At 57.3% G+C, this 16,202-nt stretch carries 12 protein-coding genes; all 12 read right to left on the reverse strand.

Going from position 1 to position 16,202, the window contains the following annotated elements:
* Positions 1-54: 54 nt before the first annotated feature.
* Positions 55-783 carry a cephalosporin hydroxylase family protein gene (locus QN399_RS03175; RefSeq protein ID WP_330200542.1) on the reverse strand — a complete coding sequence of 243 codons (729 nt, stop codon included), beginning with the start codon at positions 781-783 and terminating at the stop codon, positions 55-57.
* A 29-nt stretch (positions 784-812) separates the two neighbouring features.
* The gene (locus QN399_RS03180; protein ID WP_322180072.1) at positions 813-1,478 is read right to left on the reverse strand and encodes an acetyltransferase; all 666 of its coding nucleotides are present in this window, start codon (positions 1,476-1,478) and stop codon (positions 813-815) included.
* Positions 1,475-2,602 (reverse strand): DegT/DnrJ/EryC1/StrS family aminotransferase, encoded by a 1,128-nt coding sequence (locus QN399_RS03185; protein ID WP_322180074.1) that lies wholly within the window; start codon positions 2,600-2,602, stop codon positions 1,475-1,477. The genes QN399_RS03180 and QN399_RS03185 overlap by 4 nt, the downstream gene beginning before the upstream one ends.
* Positions 2,599-3,825 (reverse strand): class I SAM-dependent methyltransferase, encoded by a 1,227-nt coding sequence (locus tag QN399_RS03190; RefSeq protein ID WP_330200543.1) that lies wholly within the window; start codon positions 3,823-3,825, stop codon positions 2,599-2,601. Before QN399_RS03190 ends, QN399_RS03185 begins: the two co-directional genes overlap by 4 nt.
* On the reverse strand, positions 3,822-4,382 hold the full coding sequence (locus tag QN399_RS03195; RefSeq protein WP_322180078.1) for a dTDP-4-dehydrorhamnose 3,5-epimerase: 561 nt from the start codon (positions 4,380-4,382) through the stop codon (positions 3,822-3,824). Before QN399_RS03195 ends, QN399_RS03190 begins: the two co-directional genes overlap by 4 nt.
* Positions 4,379-5,461: a CDP-glucose 4,6-dehydratase gene (rfbG, locus tag QN399_RS03200; RefSeq protein WP_330200544.1), complete on the reverse strand. Its 1,083-nt coding sequence runs from the start codon at positions 5,459-5,461 to the stop codon at positions 4,379-4,381. The genes QN399_RS03195 and rfbG overlap by 4 nt, the downstream gene beginning before the upstream one ends.
* Complete coding sequence (gene rfbF / locus QN399_RS03205) at positions 5,443-6,216, reverse strand: glucose-1-phosphate cytidylyltransferase (protein ID WP_322180083.1); 774 nt, start codon at positions 6,214-6,216, stop codon at positions 5,443-5,445. Before rfbF ends, rfbG begins: the two co-directional genes overlap by 19 nt.
* A 214-nt stretch (positions 6,217-6,430) precedes the next feature.
* The gene (locus QN399_RS03210; RefSeq protein WP_330200545.1) at positions 6,431-10,018 is read right to left on the reverse strand and encodes a glycosyltransferase; all 3,588 of its coding nucleotides are present in this window, start codon (positions 10,016-10,018) and stop codon (positions 6,431-6,433) included.
* Positions 10,019-10,134: 116 nt separating this feature from the next.
* Complete coding sequence (locus QN399_RS03215) at positions 10,135-11,727, reverse strand: flagellar hook-associated protein 3 (RefSeq protein ID WP_322215447.1); 1,593 nt, start codon at positions 11,725-11,727, stop codon at positions 10,135-10,137.
* 13 nt (positions 11,728-11,740) lie between these two features.
* Complete coding sequence (flgK, locus tag QN399_RS03220; RefSeq protein WP_322215444.1) at positions 11,741-13,783, reverse strand: flagellar hook-associated protein FlgK; 2,043 nt, start codon at positions 13,781-13,783, stop codon at positions 11,741-11,743.
* A 10-nt stretch (positions 13,784-13,793) separates the two neighbouring features.
* Positions 13,794-15,089 (reverse strand): flagellar assembly peptidoglycan hydrolase FlgJ, encoded by a 1,296-nt coding sequence (gene flgJ, locus QN399_RS03225; protein WP_330200546.1) that lies wholly within the window; start codon positions 15,087-15,089, stop codon positions 13,794-13,796.
* A gap of 10 nt (positions 15,090-15,099) precedes the next feature.
* The gene (locus QN399_RS03230) at positions 15,100-16,188 is read right to left on the reverse strand and encodes a flagellar basal body P-ring protein FlgI (RefSeq protein ID WP_257604263.1); all 1,089 of its coding nucleotides are present in this window, start codon (positions 16,186-16,188) and stop codon (positions 15,100-15,102) included.
* Positions 16,189-16,202: the final 14 nt, after the last annotated feature.

The following is a 16,202-nucleotide window of genomic DNA, read 5'->3' on the forward strand; positions in this document are numbered from 1 at the left end:
ACTTTCCCCACACCCGGCGAATCGCAAAAAAATACTCAACGATGATGTTGCGGCTTAACCAACCCGTCGCAGATAACCATCCGGCGCGACGGTGATCAGCAATTTGCTGTGGATCGCGGAATCGATCTCGAAATCGCGATTTTCTTTCAAATAAGCCCAGACTGCAGTTTTCGGGTTATCGCCTTTGCCCCACGGACGATCTGGAAAGGCGTCTTCGGGCATATCTTCGACCACAGTGTCCATGACCACGCAATAGCTGCCGACCGAAACCAGCGGCGCGTATAGACGCAGTTCCTCAAGAACATGTTCGTGGGTGTGGTTGGAGTCGAGCACTACCAAGACTTTCTTACCGGCGATGCGCGCCCGCACTTGATCGACAATCGCCGGATCGATACTAGACCCCTGGATCATATGAATCCGATGGCTCATCGGATGCGCTTCAATCGCCTCACGGTTGTGCTGGCGGATATCGATATCGACACCCACCACTTCACCGTGTCCGATCAATTCAAGCATCGATGCATAAAACACCAGGGAGCCGCCGTGGGCGATTCCGGTTTCAATAATTACATCAGGCCGCTGCGACCAAATGATTTCCTGCATGGCGATCATATCCTGGGGAAATTGAATGATCGGCCGCCCCATCCAGCTGAAGTTGTAGGTGTACTTGTGTTTTGCCGTCGTACCTACCCAGCCCAGAGAAGTGGCTTGAAGCTCTTTGTCCTGCTCCAGTCCTTCGATATTTTGTTTTACTTCTTCACGAAACAACTCATGAGGATTCATAGGAAACTCTCCGAAAAATAGGGGCGGCTTTACTTGAAAACCCGGCCATCCTGATAGGAAACAGCATTCGACCTGATGATTCTGGCGGGATTACCCACCACCACTGCATAGTCAGGAACGTCTTGGGTGACGACCGCCCCGGCGCCAATAGTGACCCAACGACCAATGCGCAAACGGGGCAAAATGGTCGCATTGATACCGATGAAGGCACCGTCTCCGATCTCGACACAGCCGGCGATACAGACCCCAGGCGCCATGAACACTGAATGACCAATCCGGCCTTCATGCCCAATCACGCTTCCTGCACTGATACTGGTGTTGTCACCCAACGCGACGTCGGCCTGCATGATCACGCCCTCCTGCAGATAACAGCCAACGCCCATTCGGACCATCGTCAGATCAATGCCAGGATGCACAAAGTTACCCAATGTTCCGCCGGCCTCGACGATCTGGCAGGTTGTCTCGTAGCGAAGCTCGGTAGAGCCGGTAATCAGGTTGACGAACAGGGTGTCCGGCCCCTTCAGATCGGCCACACGATCAGTACCACCAACCACTGGAACACCAAAAAAATCAGCGCCCTGTTTGGCCGGATTATTGTCCAGAAACAAAAACTCGACGTTCGGGTTCGCGCGCTGCACCGAACGAATCATGCGTACGGCCTCAGGATTCGCCGCACCCAACAAGTAAATATTCACAGCAGCCCCAGCCCCCTGCTTGCGCAGACAGCGCGAACCACCGCAATGACCCGCTGCTGATCCGAGTCAGTCATATCGTGATAACTCGGCAGATTGATCGCACGCTCCGACAGTGAAAAAGCCACCGGCGTATCGACATCCATCGCGCTGAACATCGGCAGCGACGACAATGGCCAGAAGAACACTCGCGCGTCGATATCAGCGGTTTTGAAAGCCTCGATCAAGGTGTCGCGAGTAATCCCGGTGCTCTCTTCAAACACCAACGTCGGCATCCAGTAGCCGTTGCGTGAGTGATCCGGCTGCGGGTTCATTGAAATACCCGGAATCTCCAGCAGAGCACTGGCGTAGTTGGCGAATATGGCGCGCTTGCGCTCAATCAGATCGTTGACCCGTTCAATCTGAGCACAGCCGATGGCGGCCTGCAGGTTGCTCATCTTGTATTTAAATCCAATGAAATCTGGCCAGAACTGACGCGTACTGCCGTTCACCCGACCATGATTGGACAAGGTCAGAACCCGCTCGTACACGGATCTGTCCGACGTCACAAACATACCGCCTTCACCGGTGGTGAGGGTCTTGGTGCCGTGAAAGGAGAACGCCCCAAAAGTCCCCAGCGAACCGGCAGGCTTGGCGCGCCACTGGGAACCGATAGCTTCGGCGGCATCTTCGATCACTGCAATGCCGAACTCGCGGCCGATCGCCAGTAACGCGTCCATGTCGCACAGATTGCCGTAGAGATGCACCGCGACAATGGCTTTGGTACGAGGGGTGATGGCTTGCCGGACTTTTTCCGGATCCAGGCACCAACTGTCCGGCGATACGTCGACAAACACTGGGGTAGCGCCAAGGTAGGTAATCGGCGCCGCAGAAGCGATCCAGTTGGTGTTGCCCAGAATCACTTCATCGCCCGACCCGATCTCGAGTGCCGCCATCCCCATGTGCAAGGCACCGGTGCAGCTTGAAGTTGCTATGGCGTAAGGCACGCCCATATGCTCGGCAAAGGCCTTCTCGAAACGGGTGATGTATTCATAGCAGCGCTCGCCCCAGCCGTTCTGTACTGCATCCAGTACATAGGATGCTTCCAGCTCACCCACACTCGGTTTGGTGTAATGAATTCTGCTCATCGGTAGCTCAACTCCGGAACCGCAACGACAAAACGACCACCCCACGTGCTAACGCAGGCGTACTGCTGAGTGATTTCATCCAGCAGATTCCATGGCAACACCAATACGTAATCCGGTTTTTCTTTCTCGATATGATCGGGAGAGACCACAGGAATGCGACTGCCCGGCAAGAACTTGCCCTGCTTATGCGGGTTGGCATCCGCGACCCAGGCCAGCAGATCAGGTTTGACCCCGGCATAGTTGAGCAAGGTATTGCCTTTGGCAGCGGCACCATAGCCGACCACGCGCTTGCCTTCGGCTTTGGCCTGCAACAGGAAGCGCAGCAGTTCATGCTTGATGCGTTCGGCGGCCGGAGCCAGCGTTGCGTAGAACCCGGGGGTTTTCACCCCGGAGATCAGCTCGACATCCAGCACATGCTGCACGGCCGGTTGCAGCGCACGGCGCACGCCATCAGCGCGCTGGACGAAGACCCGCAGCGAGCCGCCATGGGTCGGCAGTTCGCTGACATCGAAGACTTCCAGGCCATTGCGTTCGCACAAACGCTGCACGGCCGTCAGCGACAGATAAGAATAATGCTCGTGGTAGAGGGTATCGAACTGAGCCCCCGCCATCAGCGTCAGCAGGTGCGGGAACTCGAAGGTTGCGACACCGGTGGACTTCAACAACGTAGCAAAGCCGCTCAGGAAGTCATTGATGTCCGGGACATGCGCCAACACATTGTTGGCCGCCATCAGGTCCGCCGCCCAGCCCTCTTCAAGCAAATGCAAGGCGGTCTCTCGACCAAAGAACAGCTCGCGAATCTCCAGCCCCTTTTCCCGCGCTGCCTGAGCCGTGCTGTGGGTCGGCTCGACGCCGAGGCAGGCGATGCCGCGTTTGGCCACGTATTGCAGCAGGTAACCGTCGTTGGCGGCGATTTCCACCACCCGACTGTCAGTCGTCAGGCCAAAGCGCTCGACCATCTCCGCGACATAGCGCTCGGCATGAGCCAGCCAGGTGCTGGAATAGGAACTGAAGTAGGCATAGTCGGCGTCGAACAGGCTGTCGGCGCGGGTGTAGTCCTCGGTCTGGACCAGCCAGCACTCCTGACACACCTGCACCTTCAACGGCACCCATTGCTCGGACTGCTCCAGTTGCTCGGCCCGCAAGTACGCATTGGAGGGCGGCGACGTGCCGAGATCAATCAGCGACAAGGTCAATGGGGTGCCGCAACCTCGGCAGTTCATAGACGCACTCCAACGAACTGAGGATCGAGCAAGGGATGCGAGGCATCCCGTGCTGACAGATTTTTGACAACCAACGGCCAGGCTATCGCCAGCCGGGGGTCTAGTACTGAAAGACCGCCCTCGTGATCCGGGGCATAGTCGGCACTGTGCAGATAGAGCAGCTCGGCATCGTCGGTCAGGGTCTGAAAACCATGGGCAAAACCTGCCGGAATCAGCAGGCTACGACCATCCCCTGCGCACAAATGCTCGGCATGCCAGTTCAGGAACGTCTCGGAATCCGGCCGCAGATCCACCGCTACATCCCAGACTTCGCCCCGCAGGCAGGTAATCAGTTTGGCTTCCGGCTGTTCGGCTTTTTGATAATGCAGGCCGCGCACACTGCCCCGCTCGCGGGTGCAAGAATGGTTGATTTGACGAATATGAAACGACTGACCGAAGGCACTCAAACCACCTTCACAGAACAGCCGGGCGAAGTGCCCACGCTGATCCTCATGGCGCTTGTGCTGCACGTTGAACAGTCCGGTCAACGGTAGCGGGGTTAACAAAAACTCACTCACAACTGCCCCCGATACAGGTTCAGCTGAGCGAGCGTTACTTCACGCATGTCCTCGCCATTCTTCCAGGCCAAGTGCCAATCCAGCGTCTGCTCCAGGCATTGCTGCAATGACCAGCGCGGCTGCCACGCCAACAACTGACGGGCGCGACTGCTGTCCAGACGTAACAAGCCGGCCTCGTGAAAATCGCTTGGTTCAATACGCAGCCCCGGCGCTTGCGGCCAGCGCTTGGCAAGCAGCTCAACCACCTCGCCGACACTGCACATATCGCTTTCACCGGGTCCGAAGTTCCATGCACCGGAGAACTGCGGGCCTTGTTCGTACAGGCCAGCGGCCAATTGCAGGTAGCCCGCCAATGGCTCCAGCGCATGCTGCCAGGGGCGAACAGCCTGTGGATAGCGCAGAGTCACCGGTTCACCAGCCGACCAGGCCTTGAGCACATCAGGGATCAAACGCTCGGGAGCGAAATCGCCACCACCGAGTACGTTACCGGCGCGCGCCGTGGCCAGTGCCAAACCGTGTTCGGCATAACGTTCGGCCGGAAAGAACGAGACCGCATACGATTGTGCGAGCAACTCGCAGCAGGCCTTGCTACTGCTGTAGGGATCATGTCCGCCGAGGGGCTCGTTTTCACGATACGGCCACAGCCATTCCTGGTTGGCGTAGACCTTGTCGGTCGTCACCAGTACGCAAGCACGCACCCCACCGATCTGGCGAATCGCTTCCAGCAGGTTGAGGGTGCCCATGACATTGCTTGAATAGGTGCCAAGCGGGTCGCGATAGCCTTCACGCACCAGCGGTTGCGCCGCAAGATGCAGGACAATCTCGGGCTGGACCTCTGCGATCAGTTCAAGTAGGGCGCCGAGATCGCGCAAGTCACCGCGCTGATCATTGATGCCTTCAGTGACCCGAGCCAGTTCGAACAAGCTCGGCTCGGTCGAAGGATCAAGGGCAAAACCACTGACCTCGGCACCGAGGCTTTTCAACCACAGCGTCAACCAACTGCCCTTGAAACCGGTGTGACCCGTCAGCAGAACCCGCTTGCCGCGCCAGAATTCCAGGTTCAGTCCCATTGCTTCCATGGGGCCTCCCCACTTTGCCACAGACTTTCAAGATAATTCTTGTCGCGCAGGGTATCCATCGGGTGCCAGAAACCATCGTGCTGGAACGCCGTCAATTGCCCTCGCTCGGCCAGACCAATCAAGGGCTCTGATTCCCAGACCGTCTCATCGCTGTTAATCAGGGATAAAACCTTGGGCGACAACACAAAGAAGCCGCCATTGATCCAACCACCGTCGCCACGGGGTTTTTCGGTGAACCCGCTGACCAGATTGCCCTCGCGCTCCAGCGCGCCATAACGACCCGGCGGCTGCACTGCCGTGACGGTGGCCAATTTGCCGTGGGAAAGATGGAAGTCCACCAGTTCGCCAATATTCAGATCGGAAACACCATCGCCATAGGTGAAGCAGAACGCCTCTTCATTTTCCACGTAACGGCTGGCCCGCAGCAAACGGCCGCCGGTCATGGTGTCCTCACCGGTGTCGATCAGTGTCACCCGCCAGGGTTCGCTATAGTTCTGATGAACGTCCATGCGGTTGTTACACATGTCGAAGGTAACGTCGGAAGTATGCAGGAAGTAGTTGGCGAAAAAGTCCTTGATCGCGTAGCCCTTGTAGCCGAGACAGATCACGAAGTCGTGAATTCCGTGAGCGGAATACTGCTTCATGATGTGCCAGAGAATTGGCTTGCCGCCGATCTCAATCATCGGTTTGGGCTTCAGGTGCGACTCTTCGCTAATGCGCGTGCCCAGGCCACCCGCCAAAATAACTGCCTTCATCTTGTCCCCTTTTATTCGTCACAGGGCTCAGCCAAGCTTTTACGGGCTTTGCAGGCCTTCTGTATAAAACCTTCAACGCCGCTCATGGCTCTTCTGGCAACGCCGGAAATGCATGTTTTATGACGATATACGGGGGACCTGCAGGAAACGCGCCAGCTCGGATTGCCCGAGCTGGCAGTTTACTGACTCAAAACAGCACTTAAATCCCTGGAGTTTAATCCGCCAACCAACCATTTTCCCAATACCGCAAGTTGTCCCCGCGCAGCATGTAATCGCGCAGTACCGTCTCACGCAGCTCATCACCCATACGGTAGCTGGCATCAGGGTCGGCCAGGTGCATGCGAATGGCCTGCAGCCATTCCTCTGTGCTGTTGCCGATGACCCGAGTACACGGCAGGTAACCTCGATAGGCGGCGGTGTCGGTGCACACCACCGGATAACCGCAAGCGCCATACTCCAGCAAGCGCAGGTTGCTTTTGCAGTCGTTGAAAATATGGAATTCCAGAGGCGCCAGGGCCAGGTCCAGATTCAGGCTGGCCAGCTTGGCCGGGTAGACACGCATATCGATCACCCCATGGAATTCGTGCAGATAAGGCCGCAACGCTTCCGGGCACATACCGAAAAACACCCAATCCACTTCATTGGCCAGCTCGCGAACAACCTCGGCAATGATCTCCAGATCCCCCGAGTGACTGGTGCCACCCCCCCAGCCTACCCGAGGTTTTTTTGACGTCCGGCGCTGGCTGGACAACCCGGCCCACAAATCCGGCGCCAGCATATTCGGCACGACCCGAATGTCGTGGTGCATGTCCGACAGGGCATTGGCCAGAGGCTGGGTCGAGACCACGACCCGATCACACAGGCCGATACCGCGCCGAACCAGACGCTCCATATCCGCACCGCCAGGCATATTACGAATGTGCGAATTTTTATGCGGAACGCTGATGACATAGTCATCCAGTTCGAAAATACGTAGCGCACGGGAGTAAGTTTTAAGGCTGATGATTTCGCTGATCGGCCCTTCGCTGTAGCGCCCTTGCAAAATGATAACGTCAGGCGACTGGCGTTCTACCTCTACGATTGATGGCATGTCATAGCTGATCCGCCCGACCGCCCTGCCCGCCGCCTGCAACTCGATAAGTGGCTGGGTCACACGATAATGCCCAATTGCCGAAGCATTGATTGGCAAGGCAAGGACATTGGGTAACTGGCGATTGGAAAAAGGGTTCCACCCCGTATTCAAACCGGGCTCCAGGCTAAAGCTTGAATTATTGAGGGCCAGGTTCGGGTTATACGCCGGATCCTTGGCAATAATCGGTAGCCAGCGCAGGTAGAACTTCTCCTGTTCCTTGGCCCGTCGCTCCTCGATAGTGACATCCCCCGCCGCAACAGGACGCGCGCCCAACGCCAGCTGGGCATGGGGCGTCCAAACGACTAAATAGTCCTTTTGGCGCACCCGCAAGCACAGATCCACCGCACTGAAAGTTTGCGCGAAGCTCACCTCATCCAGCCCGCCCACGGCGTCGAATACCTGCTTACGCACCATCAGACAATCGCCATCGACAGCGCTCAAATCGTGAGCGACTTGCAAGCGTTGCATGTAGCCAGCAGCATGCAGGGGCTCCCCGAAGAACGGGACCCCGGCCGGACCTTGAAGGCCGAGAATCAGACCCGCATGCACCACACAGCCATCAGGATTGAATAGCTTGGCACCCACCACCCCGACTTCCGGACGCTGCGCATGGTTGAGCAAAGCATCCAGCCAGTCCGCATTAGTGATCACCGCATAAGGGCTGAGCATCAGCAGGTATTCACCGCGTGCCTGCTGCGCTGCAAAGTTACGGATCGCCGCTACGTTGGCCTCCAGCGGATAGTCCAAGACACGCAACCTGTCGCTGCCCAACTGCGCCATGCTAGCCAGCCAGGCGCGGGCCTCGGCACCGTCACTGGCATTATCAACGATCAACAGCTCGTATTCGCTGTAGGCCGTTTTTTCCAGCAGACTTTCCACACAGCGCTGCAGCACCGCCAGCTGATCCTTGCTAGAGATGATGATCGACACCAGCGGCCGTCTGGCGTGAAGGTAATCGACCCGATTGAGCAATGGCAGACTGCCAGGCCGAACTTCGTGAGCAATGCCCATACGCTGCAGATGCGCCGCCAGCACCAGAGGGTTTTGCTCGACCACTTCAGGCAAAGACAGCCACTGGGAAAGGGCGAACGGCGATTCCAGCATAATTTCGGCGATATGCTCTATGGCCTGAGTACCGTCATTCTCAATCAGACGCCAGAGCAGATCGTGTACACCAAGTTCGCCATAGAGCGGATTGAAGCCACCCAACTCGAGAAAGCGCTGGCGCTGGAAGGCTAAATTCCGCCCCACGTAGGGGTAGCTGCGCAGCAAGTCCAGGTTGAAATCAGGTTTGAACACCGGCTCGGCTGACTCGCCCTCACGCAAGGCACCCTCGTCGCTATAGACGCACAGCGCGCCTGGGGACATGGCAATGCGTTCGGCCAGCACCAGCAACGCCGGCTCTACCAGACGATCCCCGGCACGCAGCAAATAGAACCAGTGCGCGCCTTCGAGTTGCGGCAGGAGCTCATTGAGTTGCTGCTGCCAGTTGTCCTGCAGTGGCAAACTGAAGACCCGCTCATCAAGCGAGGCCTCAGTACGAGCGCTGGACAACACCAACACCTGCTCCGGAGGATAGAGCTGCCCGGCAAGGCTCTCCAGGGTGACGTCAAGGCCGGCACTGCTGGCCTGCTCATCGATAACAACCGCAACAATTTTCGGCTGCTGCGGCCAGGCGGCAAGGGTGTCCGGCAGTAATTTGCGCTGTGGTTCAGAAAGCGTACGGCACACCAGCCATTGCGCGTAAAGCTCGGCAAAGCTCTCGCTGGCGACGCCCACCTTCCACGACAAGGTGGATTGTTTGCTGCCCAACATCCGGTTCAGCGCCAATTCTTCCCAGTCTCGCGACAAGTCGCCCGCTTGCTTCAACGGCACATAACGAACCCAACCCTTGGCCGGTGCTGGCTCACCGCTACGCGCCTCAAGCATTTGTACCAGCCACTGCATTTCGGTCGCAGCCGCATCTCTCATCGGCTGCTGCCGACTCAGACGGCCCGGGTATAGGCGCTCGACACTCAAAATCAGGTTCAGCGAAACCATGTTTCCGCGACGCAACAGGCAAATGTACAACGCGAAATCGAGCATAGCGGCAAAACCATGGCCGGACTGAGTCAAGGCCGGCAAAAACTCCAAAACATCAAGACGACGCAGAAGGGCACTGCTGAAGCCACCCAGAAAGTTGAGGGGGAATGTCTCGAAAATCGACAGTAAATCCTCCCCCTTGAACAACCCATCGGTGGGCGCCAGCGGTGAGTTCTCCAGGCGTGGAGGCAGTTGAATATCGTCGGCATCCCAGAACAACCGCTGGGCCAACACCAAGTTGACATCCGCGTGTTCGATGAACACTTGCGCCTGACGTTCAATGCTCGCTGGAAACAGCTGATCATCGTCACACAGAAACTTGATGAACTCGCCGCGCGCCTCTCCCACGCCAGCCTGTAGGTTGCCGACAAACCCCAAATGCTGCGGATTTCGCACGTAGCGCAAAGAGACGGTAGGGCTTCCCTCCAATGACTCGACGATACCCTCGATCTCATCACCGCAGCTGTCGTCACAGACAATGATTTCCAGGTTGCCGTAGCTTTGGTTCAAAGCGCTGACTAATGCTTTTTTAAAAAAACGCGGGTTGAAAGCAGGGATGACAATACTGACGAGAGGAACTGGATTCACGGCGCAGACTCACGAGCGGCGGGCGCCCACTCAGTCGAGTGAGCCCCATGAACCGCTAAAGAACGGTTATCGCTCGGTGGTTGTAGCGACGGATTCGCTACCTTCCGGGCAGACGTTTAAATTTTGCTGAACAGGTTCAATTGGGAGACCTGGGTAAAGACCAATTGCAAAGCCTGCAACATGGTTTTCTGCATCGTCAGACGGGCGATAGCGTCTACCGGGTCGGAAGCAGTGATCGCCGACTGATTCGTGGAATTGGATGCCTGCAGGCTGTCATTCGTGACGCCTTGACTAGTCGCCGCGTTTTGACGCGCGCCACCGGAGCTAATCGCAGTACTTATCTGCTCGGTGCCACTGGTCAGGTTGCCCAACGCAGAATCCAGTGCACCGCTCAATTTCTGCATGGCAGCCGGGTTGCCGTCGGCTGGCGTGTTCAGCGCGGTAATCACTGACGTCAGCGTGTTCAGAATATTCTGAGTCTGATGGGTATTGGCCTGGACCACGAATTGATCGCCTGCCGCTGGCGTGCCACTCAGCGTGAAGTTGACGCCGGACGCATTTGCAGTAGAGCCGCTCAAACTACCGCTGGAAACCGGCGTACTGCTGGCGGTAATGGGTGATGCATAGAGATCATAGTTAGTAGCGCTGCTGAACTTGAGAATCGCCCCGCCCGCTGGAAAACTGTTGTTATACGCAGTCATGTCCGAGGCTGTAGTACCCACTGATGCAGCAGTAATTGTTGCGGCAGAAGGATTACCAGCGCTACGCGACGTACTGATACTGCTCGGCGTAGAAGCCAACTGGAAGCTGTGCCCCGCAACAGCAGCATCTGCGGTGGCGGTGGTTGCCCGTTCAGCATCCGTCAGGTTGATGTTCAAATTCAAATTGACGCCGCGAAAACTGACAGTCTGATCCGAAGCATTGGCCGAACTGAATGCACCCGCCTGACTGGCTTCAGTCGTCACATCATTGCCTGCTCCATCAATGATTTTCAGCTGCGAGCTACTGAGAAACGACACGGTGTAGGGCTGACCACCCACAAACTTGGAATTGTAGGTTGTATTGGACCCCACAATGCCACCCGACAAAGCAACCTTGCCATCGTTCACAGCAGGCGACGTCAGACTGCTCGACGTGCGCGTGGTATTGATCGCCTGCTCGAAAGCATCCCAGCCCGTGGTATTGCTCGCCATAGAGAGCCCGTCGCCGATGGCCAGGTTTACCGAGGTCTGATCACCGCTATAGCTGTAGGTACCGTCACTGTTCAACGCATACGGTGGCGTCGTGGACTTGGAGCCGGAGAACAAATACTGGCCGTTGGCGTCCTGACTGCCCATCAACCCCACTATCTGAGCCTTGAGCTGAGTCAGTTCAGCAGCGTTGGCTTTACGGTCGGCATCTGTAAACGTCCCGTTACCCGCCTTGATCACCAATTCCTTGGCAGTCTGCAACGCATCAGTGATGCTGCTCAGCGCCGTTTCGGCCTGGGTCATATTGGAATTTACGGTGCTAATGTTGGTCTTGTACTGGTCGAGCATCGAGCTTTGCTGCGCGAGCTGAAGCACACGTGCCGCACCGACAGGATCATCGCCAGCGGTATTGAGCTTGACCTGACTGGAAACCTCATTACCGGTCGTGATCACGTTGTTGTAAGTACGCTGGTAGTTCGTAGCGCTGGCTTCGTAAAACTGGGCAGTGGAAATACGCATGGATTACGACTCCTTAAAGACTGTTGATCAGCGTGCTGAAAATGGTCTGCGCAGCTTTGATAATCTGCGAAGAGGCGGTGTAGTACTGCTGATACTTGACCAGGTTGGCAGCCTCCTCATCAAGGTTCACCCCAGAAACTCCATCTCGTGCGCTTTTGGCCTGAGTCAGGATTGCCGTGGTCGCAGAGCTATCGCTTTTGGCCTGACTGGCTTGCGCCCCCACATTCTCAATGAGCTTGCCATAGGCCCCGGACAGGCTCATTCCGTTATTGGCTGAAGAAACATCCACCGTCTGCTTGGTCTGCAACGCTAACGCTGCCAGGGCGTTGCGGTTATCCGCAGAACCAGCACCTGTAAGGCTGATGCTATAAGCATCGTTCGAGCTCGGCGAGCCCGCCACTGTCATCTCGAATTTGTAGGCCTGAGCTGCGCCGGAGGAATCGGTATACCCCACTGACAAACTCAGCGTATTACTCTGTCCAGGCACGATGGAGCCAGTAACGGCAGTGCCCGAGGCATCAAGCACCGGCTGCCCCTTGGCGTCGAGTAACCGATAGCTTTGAGCGCCGCCGCTGACTGCCCCGAAAACCAGTTTGACCGGCGTCGAATCCTTCAAGGCCGTGCGCAGGTCCGAGCTGGTGGTTGAATTGTAGATATCCAGACTGGTTGTCAGCACGGGCTGGGTGATCGTGCCTGAACCCATATTGCTGGCGCTGGCTGTCGCGGTCAGCGGCGCAGCAGCGGCAATGGTCTTGGCATCACTCATCACGGTCGCGATACCTGCCGCCGCATTACGAGTCGGGGTGAGTTTGAAGCTATCACCCGCGCTCACGCCACCGCCATTGAGCGACAGCGAAAAGCCGTCGATGACCGGAGGCGGAGTAGTGCTGAGGTCATAGGACCCCACACTTGAACCATCAGGCAGGCGCTTGACGTTGTAGCCGGTGCTGCTGGTGAAGGTGACTTGGTAGTCGTTCGCCGTCAGTTTGCCAGTATTGGCAATGGTCACGTCGAGGTTGCCCGACCCGGCGCTGTTGCCTGACGAGGCAAGGCTGCGCTGATTGATCTGATCAGCACCATTGATGCTGTTGAACAGATTGGAACCAAACTCGCCGTTGCTGTCGATACCCTGGTTCAGCTGACTGTTGACCTGGTCTGAAACGACCAACGCCACACGCCCCAACTCGTTGGCCGCCGGTGTCAGCACATCGCTACGGTAACGCAGCAGACCACCGATGGTGCCGCCGGTCACGACCGACGTCACGTCAGAACTGGTCTGTGAGTAGTTCACTTTCAACGTGTATTGCGTAGCGTCGCTCGTGCCGGGCCCTGCAGACAAGGTATTGGCGGTCGTGCCACTGACCAGCGACTGGCCAGTACCGATGTACACATCGTAACTGCCGTTATTACTCACCACTTTCGCGCCAACCAGCACGTTCAGCTGACGTACTGACTCGTTGCGAGCATCAAGCAGGCTATTGGGTGTTGCCCCGCTGGCTGAGGCCTGAGTGATCTGCTGGTTCAAGTGCGCAATCGACGACGAAAGCGTATTGACCTGACCCGCCAGACTGGTCAGCTGGCTATTGATCGATGAGTTTTGTGCGGCCAATTGCGTAGAAATCGAATTGAACCGGGCACTGAGCGCGGTGGCTGTAGTTAAAAACTGTGCTCGTGCACTGGAGTCGGTTGCGGTCGTCGAGACGCCCTGCAACTGAGTGAAAAAAGTGGACAGCACGGTCGAGATCCCGGTGCTACTGTCAGACAGCAACGTATCAGTCGAACTGGCCTGCCCCAGGAAAGCCGTAGCGTCTGAGTTGAGCGCGGTACTGGATTGCAACTGGCTGTCGAGGTAACTGTTGTAGATGCGGCGCACATCGGACAGCGTCGTCCCGGTACCGATAAAACCAACACCGACGTTCTGCGAGGCCGAAGCAACGGTCATCGTCTGCTGACGAGAATAACCTGCGGTATCGACGTTGGCAGTGTTGTTACCGATCGTGTTGATCGCCGCACTACTAGCAGTCAGCCCTGAGAGCCCAATTGAAATCAGTGACATGATTCAAGCCTTATAAAGTCGTGGAAGAGCTCACTACCGCGTAGTTTTGGTAGCTCTTCATCTGCTTGGCAATTTGCGAAATCTTGCTGGCGTAGTCCGGGTCCGTGGCGTAACCGGCCTTTTGCAGCTCTTTCACAAACTGTTCCGGGTTATCGGCAGACTTCAGCACACCTTGATAGCGATTGTTGCTCTGCAGCAGGGTGACCAAGTCATGGAAGCTGTCGGAGTAGGAGTCGTAAGAACGGAAGTCCGCCGTCTCCTTGACCATCTTCCCATCACGAAACTCACTGGTGATGGCCCGCGCTTCCGGGCCCTGCCAGTTACCTTGCGCTTTGATGCCAAACAGGTTGTGACTGCTGCTGCCGTCCTGCTGACGCATGACCGATTTGCCCCAACCGGTTTCCAGGGCCGCCTGAGCCACCAACACAGTTGGGTCGACACCAATGCGAGCAGCAGCATCCTTGGCCAGCGGCAACATGGTCGCAACAAAGTCGTCAGCGTTACTGAACGCTTTACCCCCCGGCGCCAGCGGTGGCTGAGCTATTGTGCGACCCTGCGCGCGGGCCGCCAGGGAAAGGTTCGGGTCCTGAGTCCAATCGCCGTTCCCGGCGAATGTAGCGCTGTCGCCAGCAGCACCCGGTGCCGTAATTCGATTTTTCACACTGCTTTCGCTTGCAGCCGTGGTGGCCGGGACAATGCCAGCGAGTAAACGGTCAGCGAGCTTGCTTGGCAACGACAGTCGGCGCTGGTTGAGCTTTGCCATATCATTGCGCTCGACACCGCTGACCGAAGCAGCAGCGGCAGTCGCCGCATGCGACCGATCCACCGCAACCGACCGCGTGGCCCACAGCGGTCGCTGAGCGATATTGGTCGCCAAGGCGGTACTGTTCTGATCCGACCCCGTCGAAGCCGGGCTCCTGTTGAGCGACGTAGTAGCTGTCAGATTGCCAGCCGCAGGTTCAGAGGGATGAGCGCCCTTGGTTTTAGACAGCTGTCGCATCAACACATCCTGCAAGCCGATACCGCGACCCTGCTTGGACAAGCTCACTGACAACTGCTGGTCATACATGTCCTGGTAATGCCGAGTAGCCGCCGTATTCATCGGGTTGTCCTTGGCCATCACCTCGTTGGCCGAGCGCATGGACTTGAGCATCTGACTGACGAACAACGACTCGAACTCCTGGGCAACCTTTTTCAGGTTCGTGTCGCTATTCTTGTCCCCCGTTTTCAGGGCGTTCAGACGATTCAGGTCGGTATAAACGCCTGAGTCGCTAGCTGACGACACTCCGCTTTTCGGCATGTCCATACTCAGCTCCTCAGATGACGATCAGGTCGGCTTGCAGCGCGCCGGCCTGCTTCAGGGCTTCGAGAATCGCCATCAAGTCACCTGGCGCTGCGCCGACCTGATTGACCGCTCGCACGATCTCATCCAGCGTGGTGCCTGGGCCGAACTTGAACATCGGGTGCAGCTCTTGCGCCGCGTTGATCCGCGAACGCGGGACCACAGCCGTTTGCCCGCCAGACAACGCACCCGGCTGGCTGACAATCGGGTCTTCGGTGATAGTCACGGTCAGGCTGCCGTGAGTCACGGCTGCCGGTGAAACCTTGACGTTCTGGCCAATCACGATGGTGCCAGTACGCGAGTTGATGATGACCTTGGCCGCTGCCTGACCCGGATCAATCTCCAGGTTCTCGAGAATCGACAAGTAGTCGACCCGCTGACTCGGATCCAGTGGCGCAGTCACCCGCACCGATCCACCATCCAGCGCTTTAGCCACGCCAGGGCCGAGCATGTCGTTGATTTTGTCGACTACGCGCTTGGCAGTAGTGAAGTCGGATCGGTTGAGGTTCAAGGTCAGGCTGTTGCCCTGGTTGAATCCACTCGGCACCGAACGCTCGACTGAAGCACCGCCCGGAATACGCCCGGACGAAGGAACATTGACCGTAATCTTCGAGCCGTCGCGGCCCTCGGCGTCGAAACCGCCGACCACCAAATTGCCTTGGGCGATAGCGTAGACGTTGCCATCGATACCTTTCATGGGGGTCATCAACAGGCTGCCGCCGCGCAAGCTTTTCGAGTTACCGATGGACGATACGGTGATGTCGACCATCTGACCTGGCTTGGCGAATGGCGGCAGATCAGCATATATCGCCACTGCTGCGACGTTTTTCAGCTGTACGGTGCCCGAGCCACTCGGCACCTTGATACCGAACTGGGCCAGCATGTTGTTGAACGTCTGCAGCGTGAACGGGGTCTGCGTGGTCTGGTCGCCGGTACCGTTGAGACCGACCACCAGGCCGTAGCCAATCAATTGGTTGGTCCGAACGCCGGAAATGCTGGCAATGTCCTTCAAACGCTCGGCATGAACACCGAGTGTCGTGGATAACAGCAGTACCGCAGCCATCAGTTGCTTGAACG

This window comes from Pseudomonas sp. 10C3 (assembly GCF_036346185.1).
In the GTDB taxonomy this organism is placed as follows: Bacteria; Pseudomonadota; Gammaproteobacteria; order Pseudomonadales; family Pseudomonadaceae; genus Aquipseudomonas.

Excerpts from the sequence above, each read along its gene's own strand:
- rfbG (WP_330200544.1), bottom strand. The coding sequence starts at position 5,461 with ATGGAAGCAATGGGACTGAACCTGGAATTCTGGCGCGGCAAGCGGGTT.
- flgJ (WP_330200546.1), bottom strand. The coding sequence starts at position 15,089 with ATGGACATGCCGAAAAGCGGAGTGTCGTCAGCTAGCGACTCAGGCGTT.
- flgK (WP_322215444.1), bottom strand. The coding sequence starts at position 13,783 with ATGTCACTGATTTCAATTGGGCTCTCAGGGCTGACTGCTAGTAGTGCG.
- rfbF (WP_322180083.1), bottom strand. The coding sequence starts at position 6,216 with ATGAAGGCAGTTATTTTGGCGGGTGGCCTGGGCACGCGCATTAGCGAA.
- QN399_RS03190 (WP_330200543.1), bottom strand. The coding sequence starts at position 3,825 with ATGAACTGCCGAGGTTGCGGCACCCCATTGACCTTGTCGCTGATTGAT.
- QN399_RS03230 (WP_257604263.1), bottom strand. The coding sequence starts at position 16,188 with ATGGCTGCGGTACTGCTGTTATCCACGACACTCGGTGTTCATGCCGAG.
- QN399_RS03215 (WP_322215447.1), bottom strand. The coding sequence starts at position 11,727 with ATGCGTATTTCCACTGCCCAGTTTTACGAAGCCAGCGCTACGAACTAC.
- QN399_RS03185 (WP_322180074.1), bottom strand. The coding sequence starts at position 2,602 with ATGAGCAGAATTCATTACACCAAACCGAGTGTGGGTGAGCTGGAAGCA.
- QN399_RS03175 (WP_330200542.1), bottom strand. The coding sequence starts at position 783 with ATGAATCCTCATGAGTTGTTTCGTGAAGAAGTAAAACAAAATATCGAA.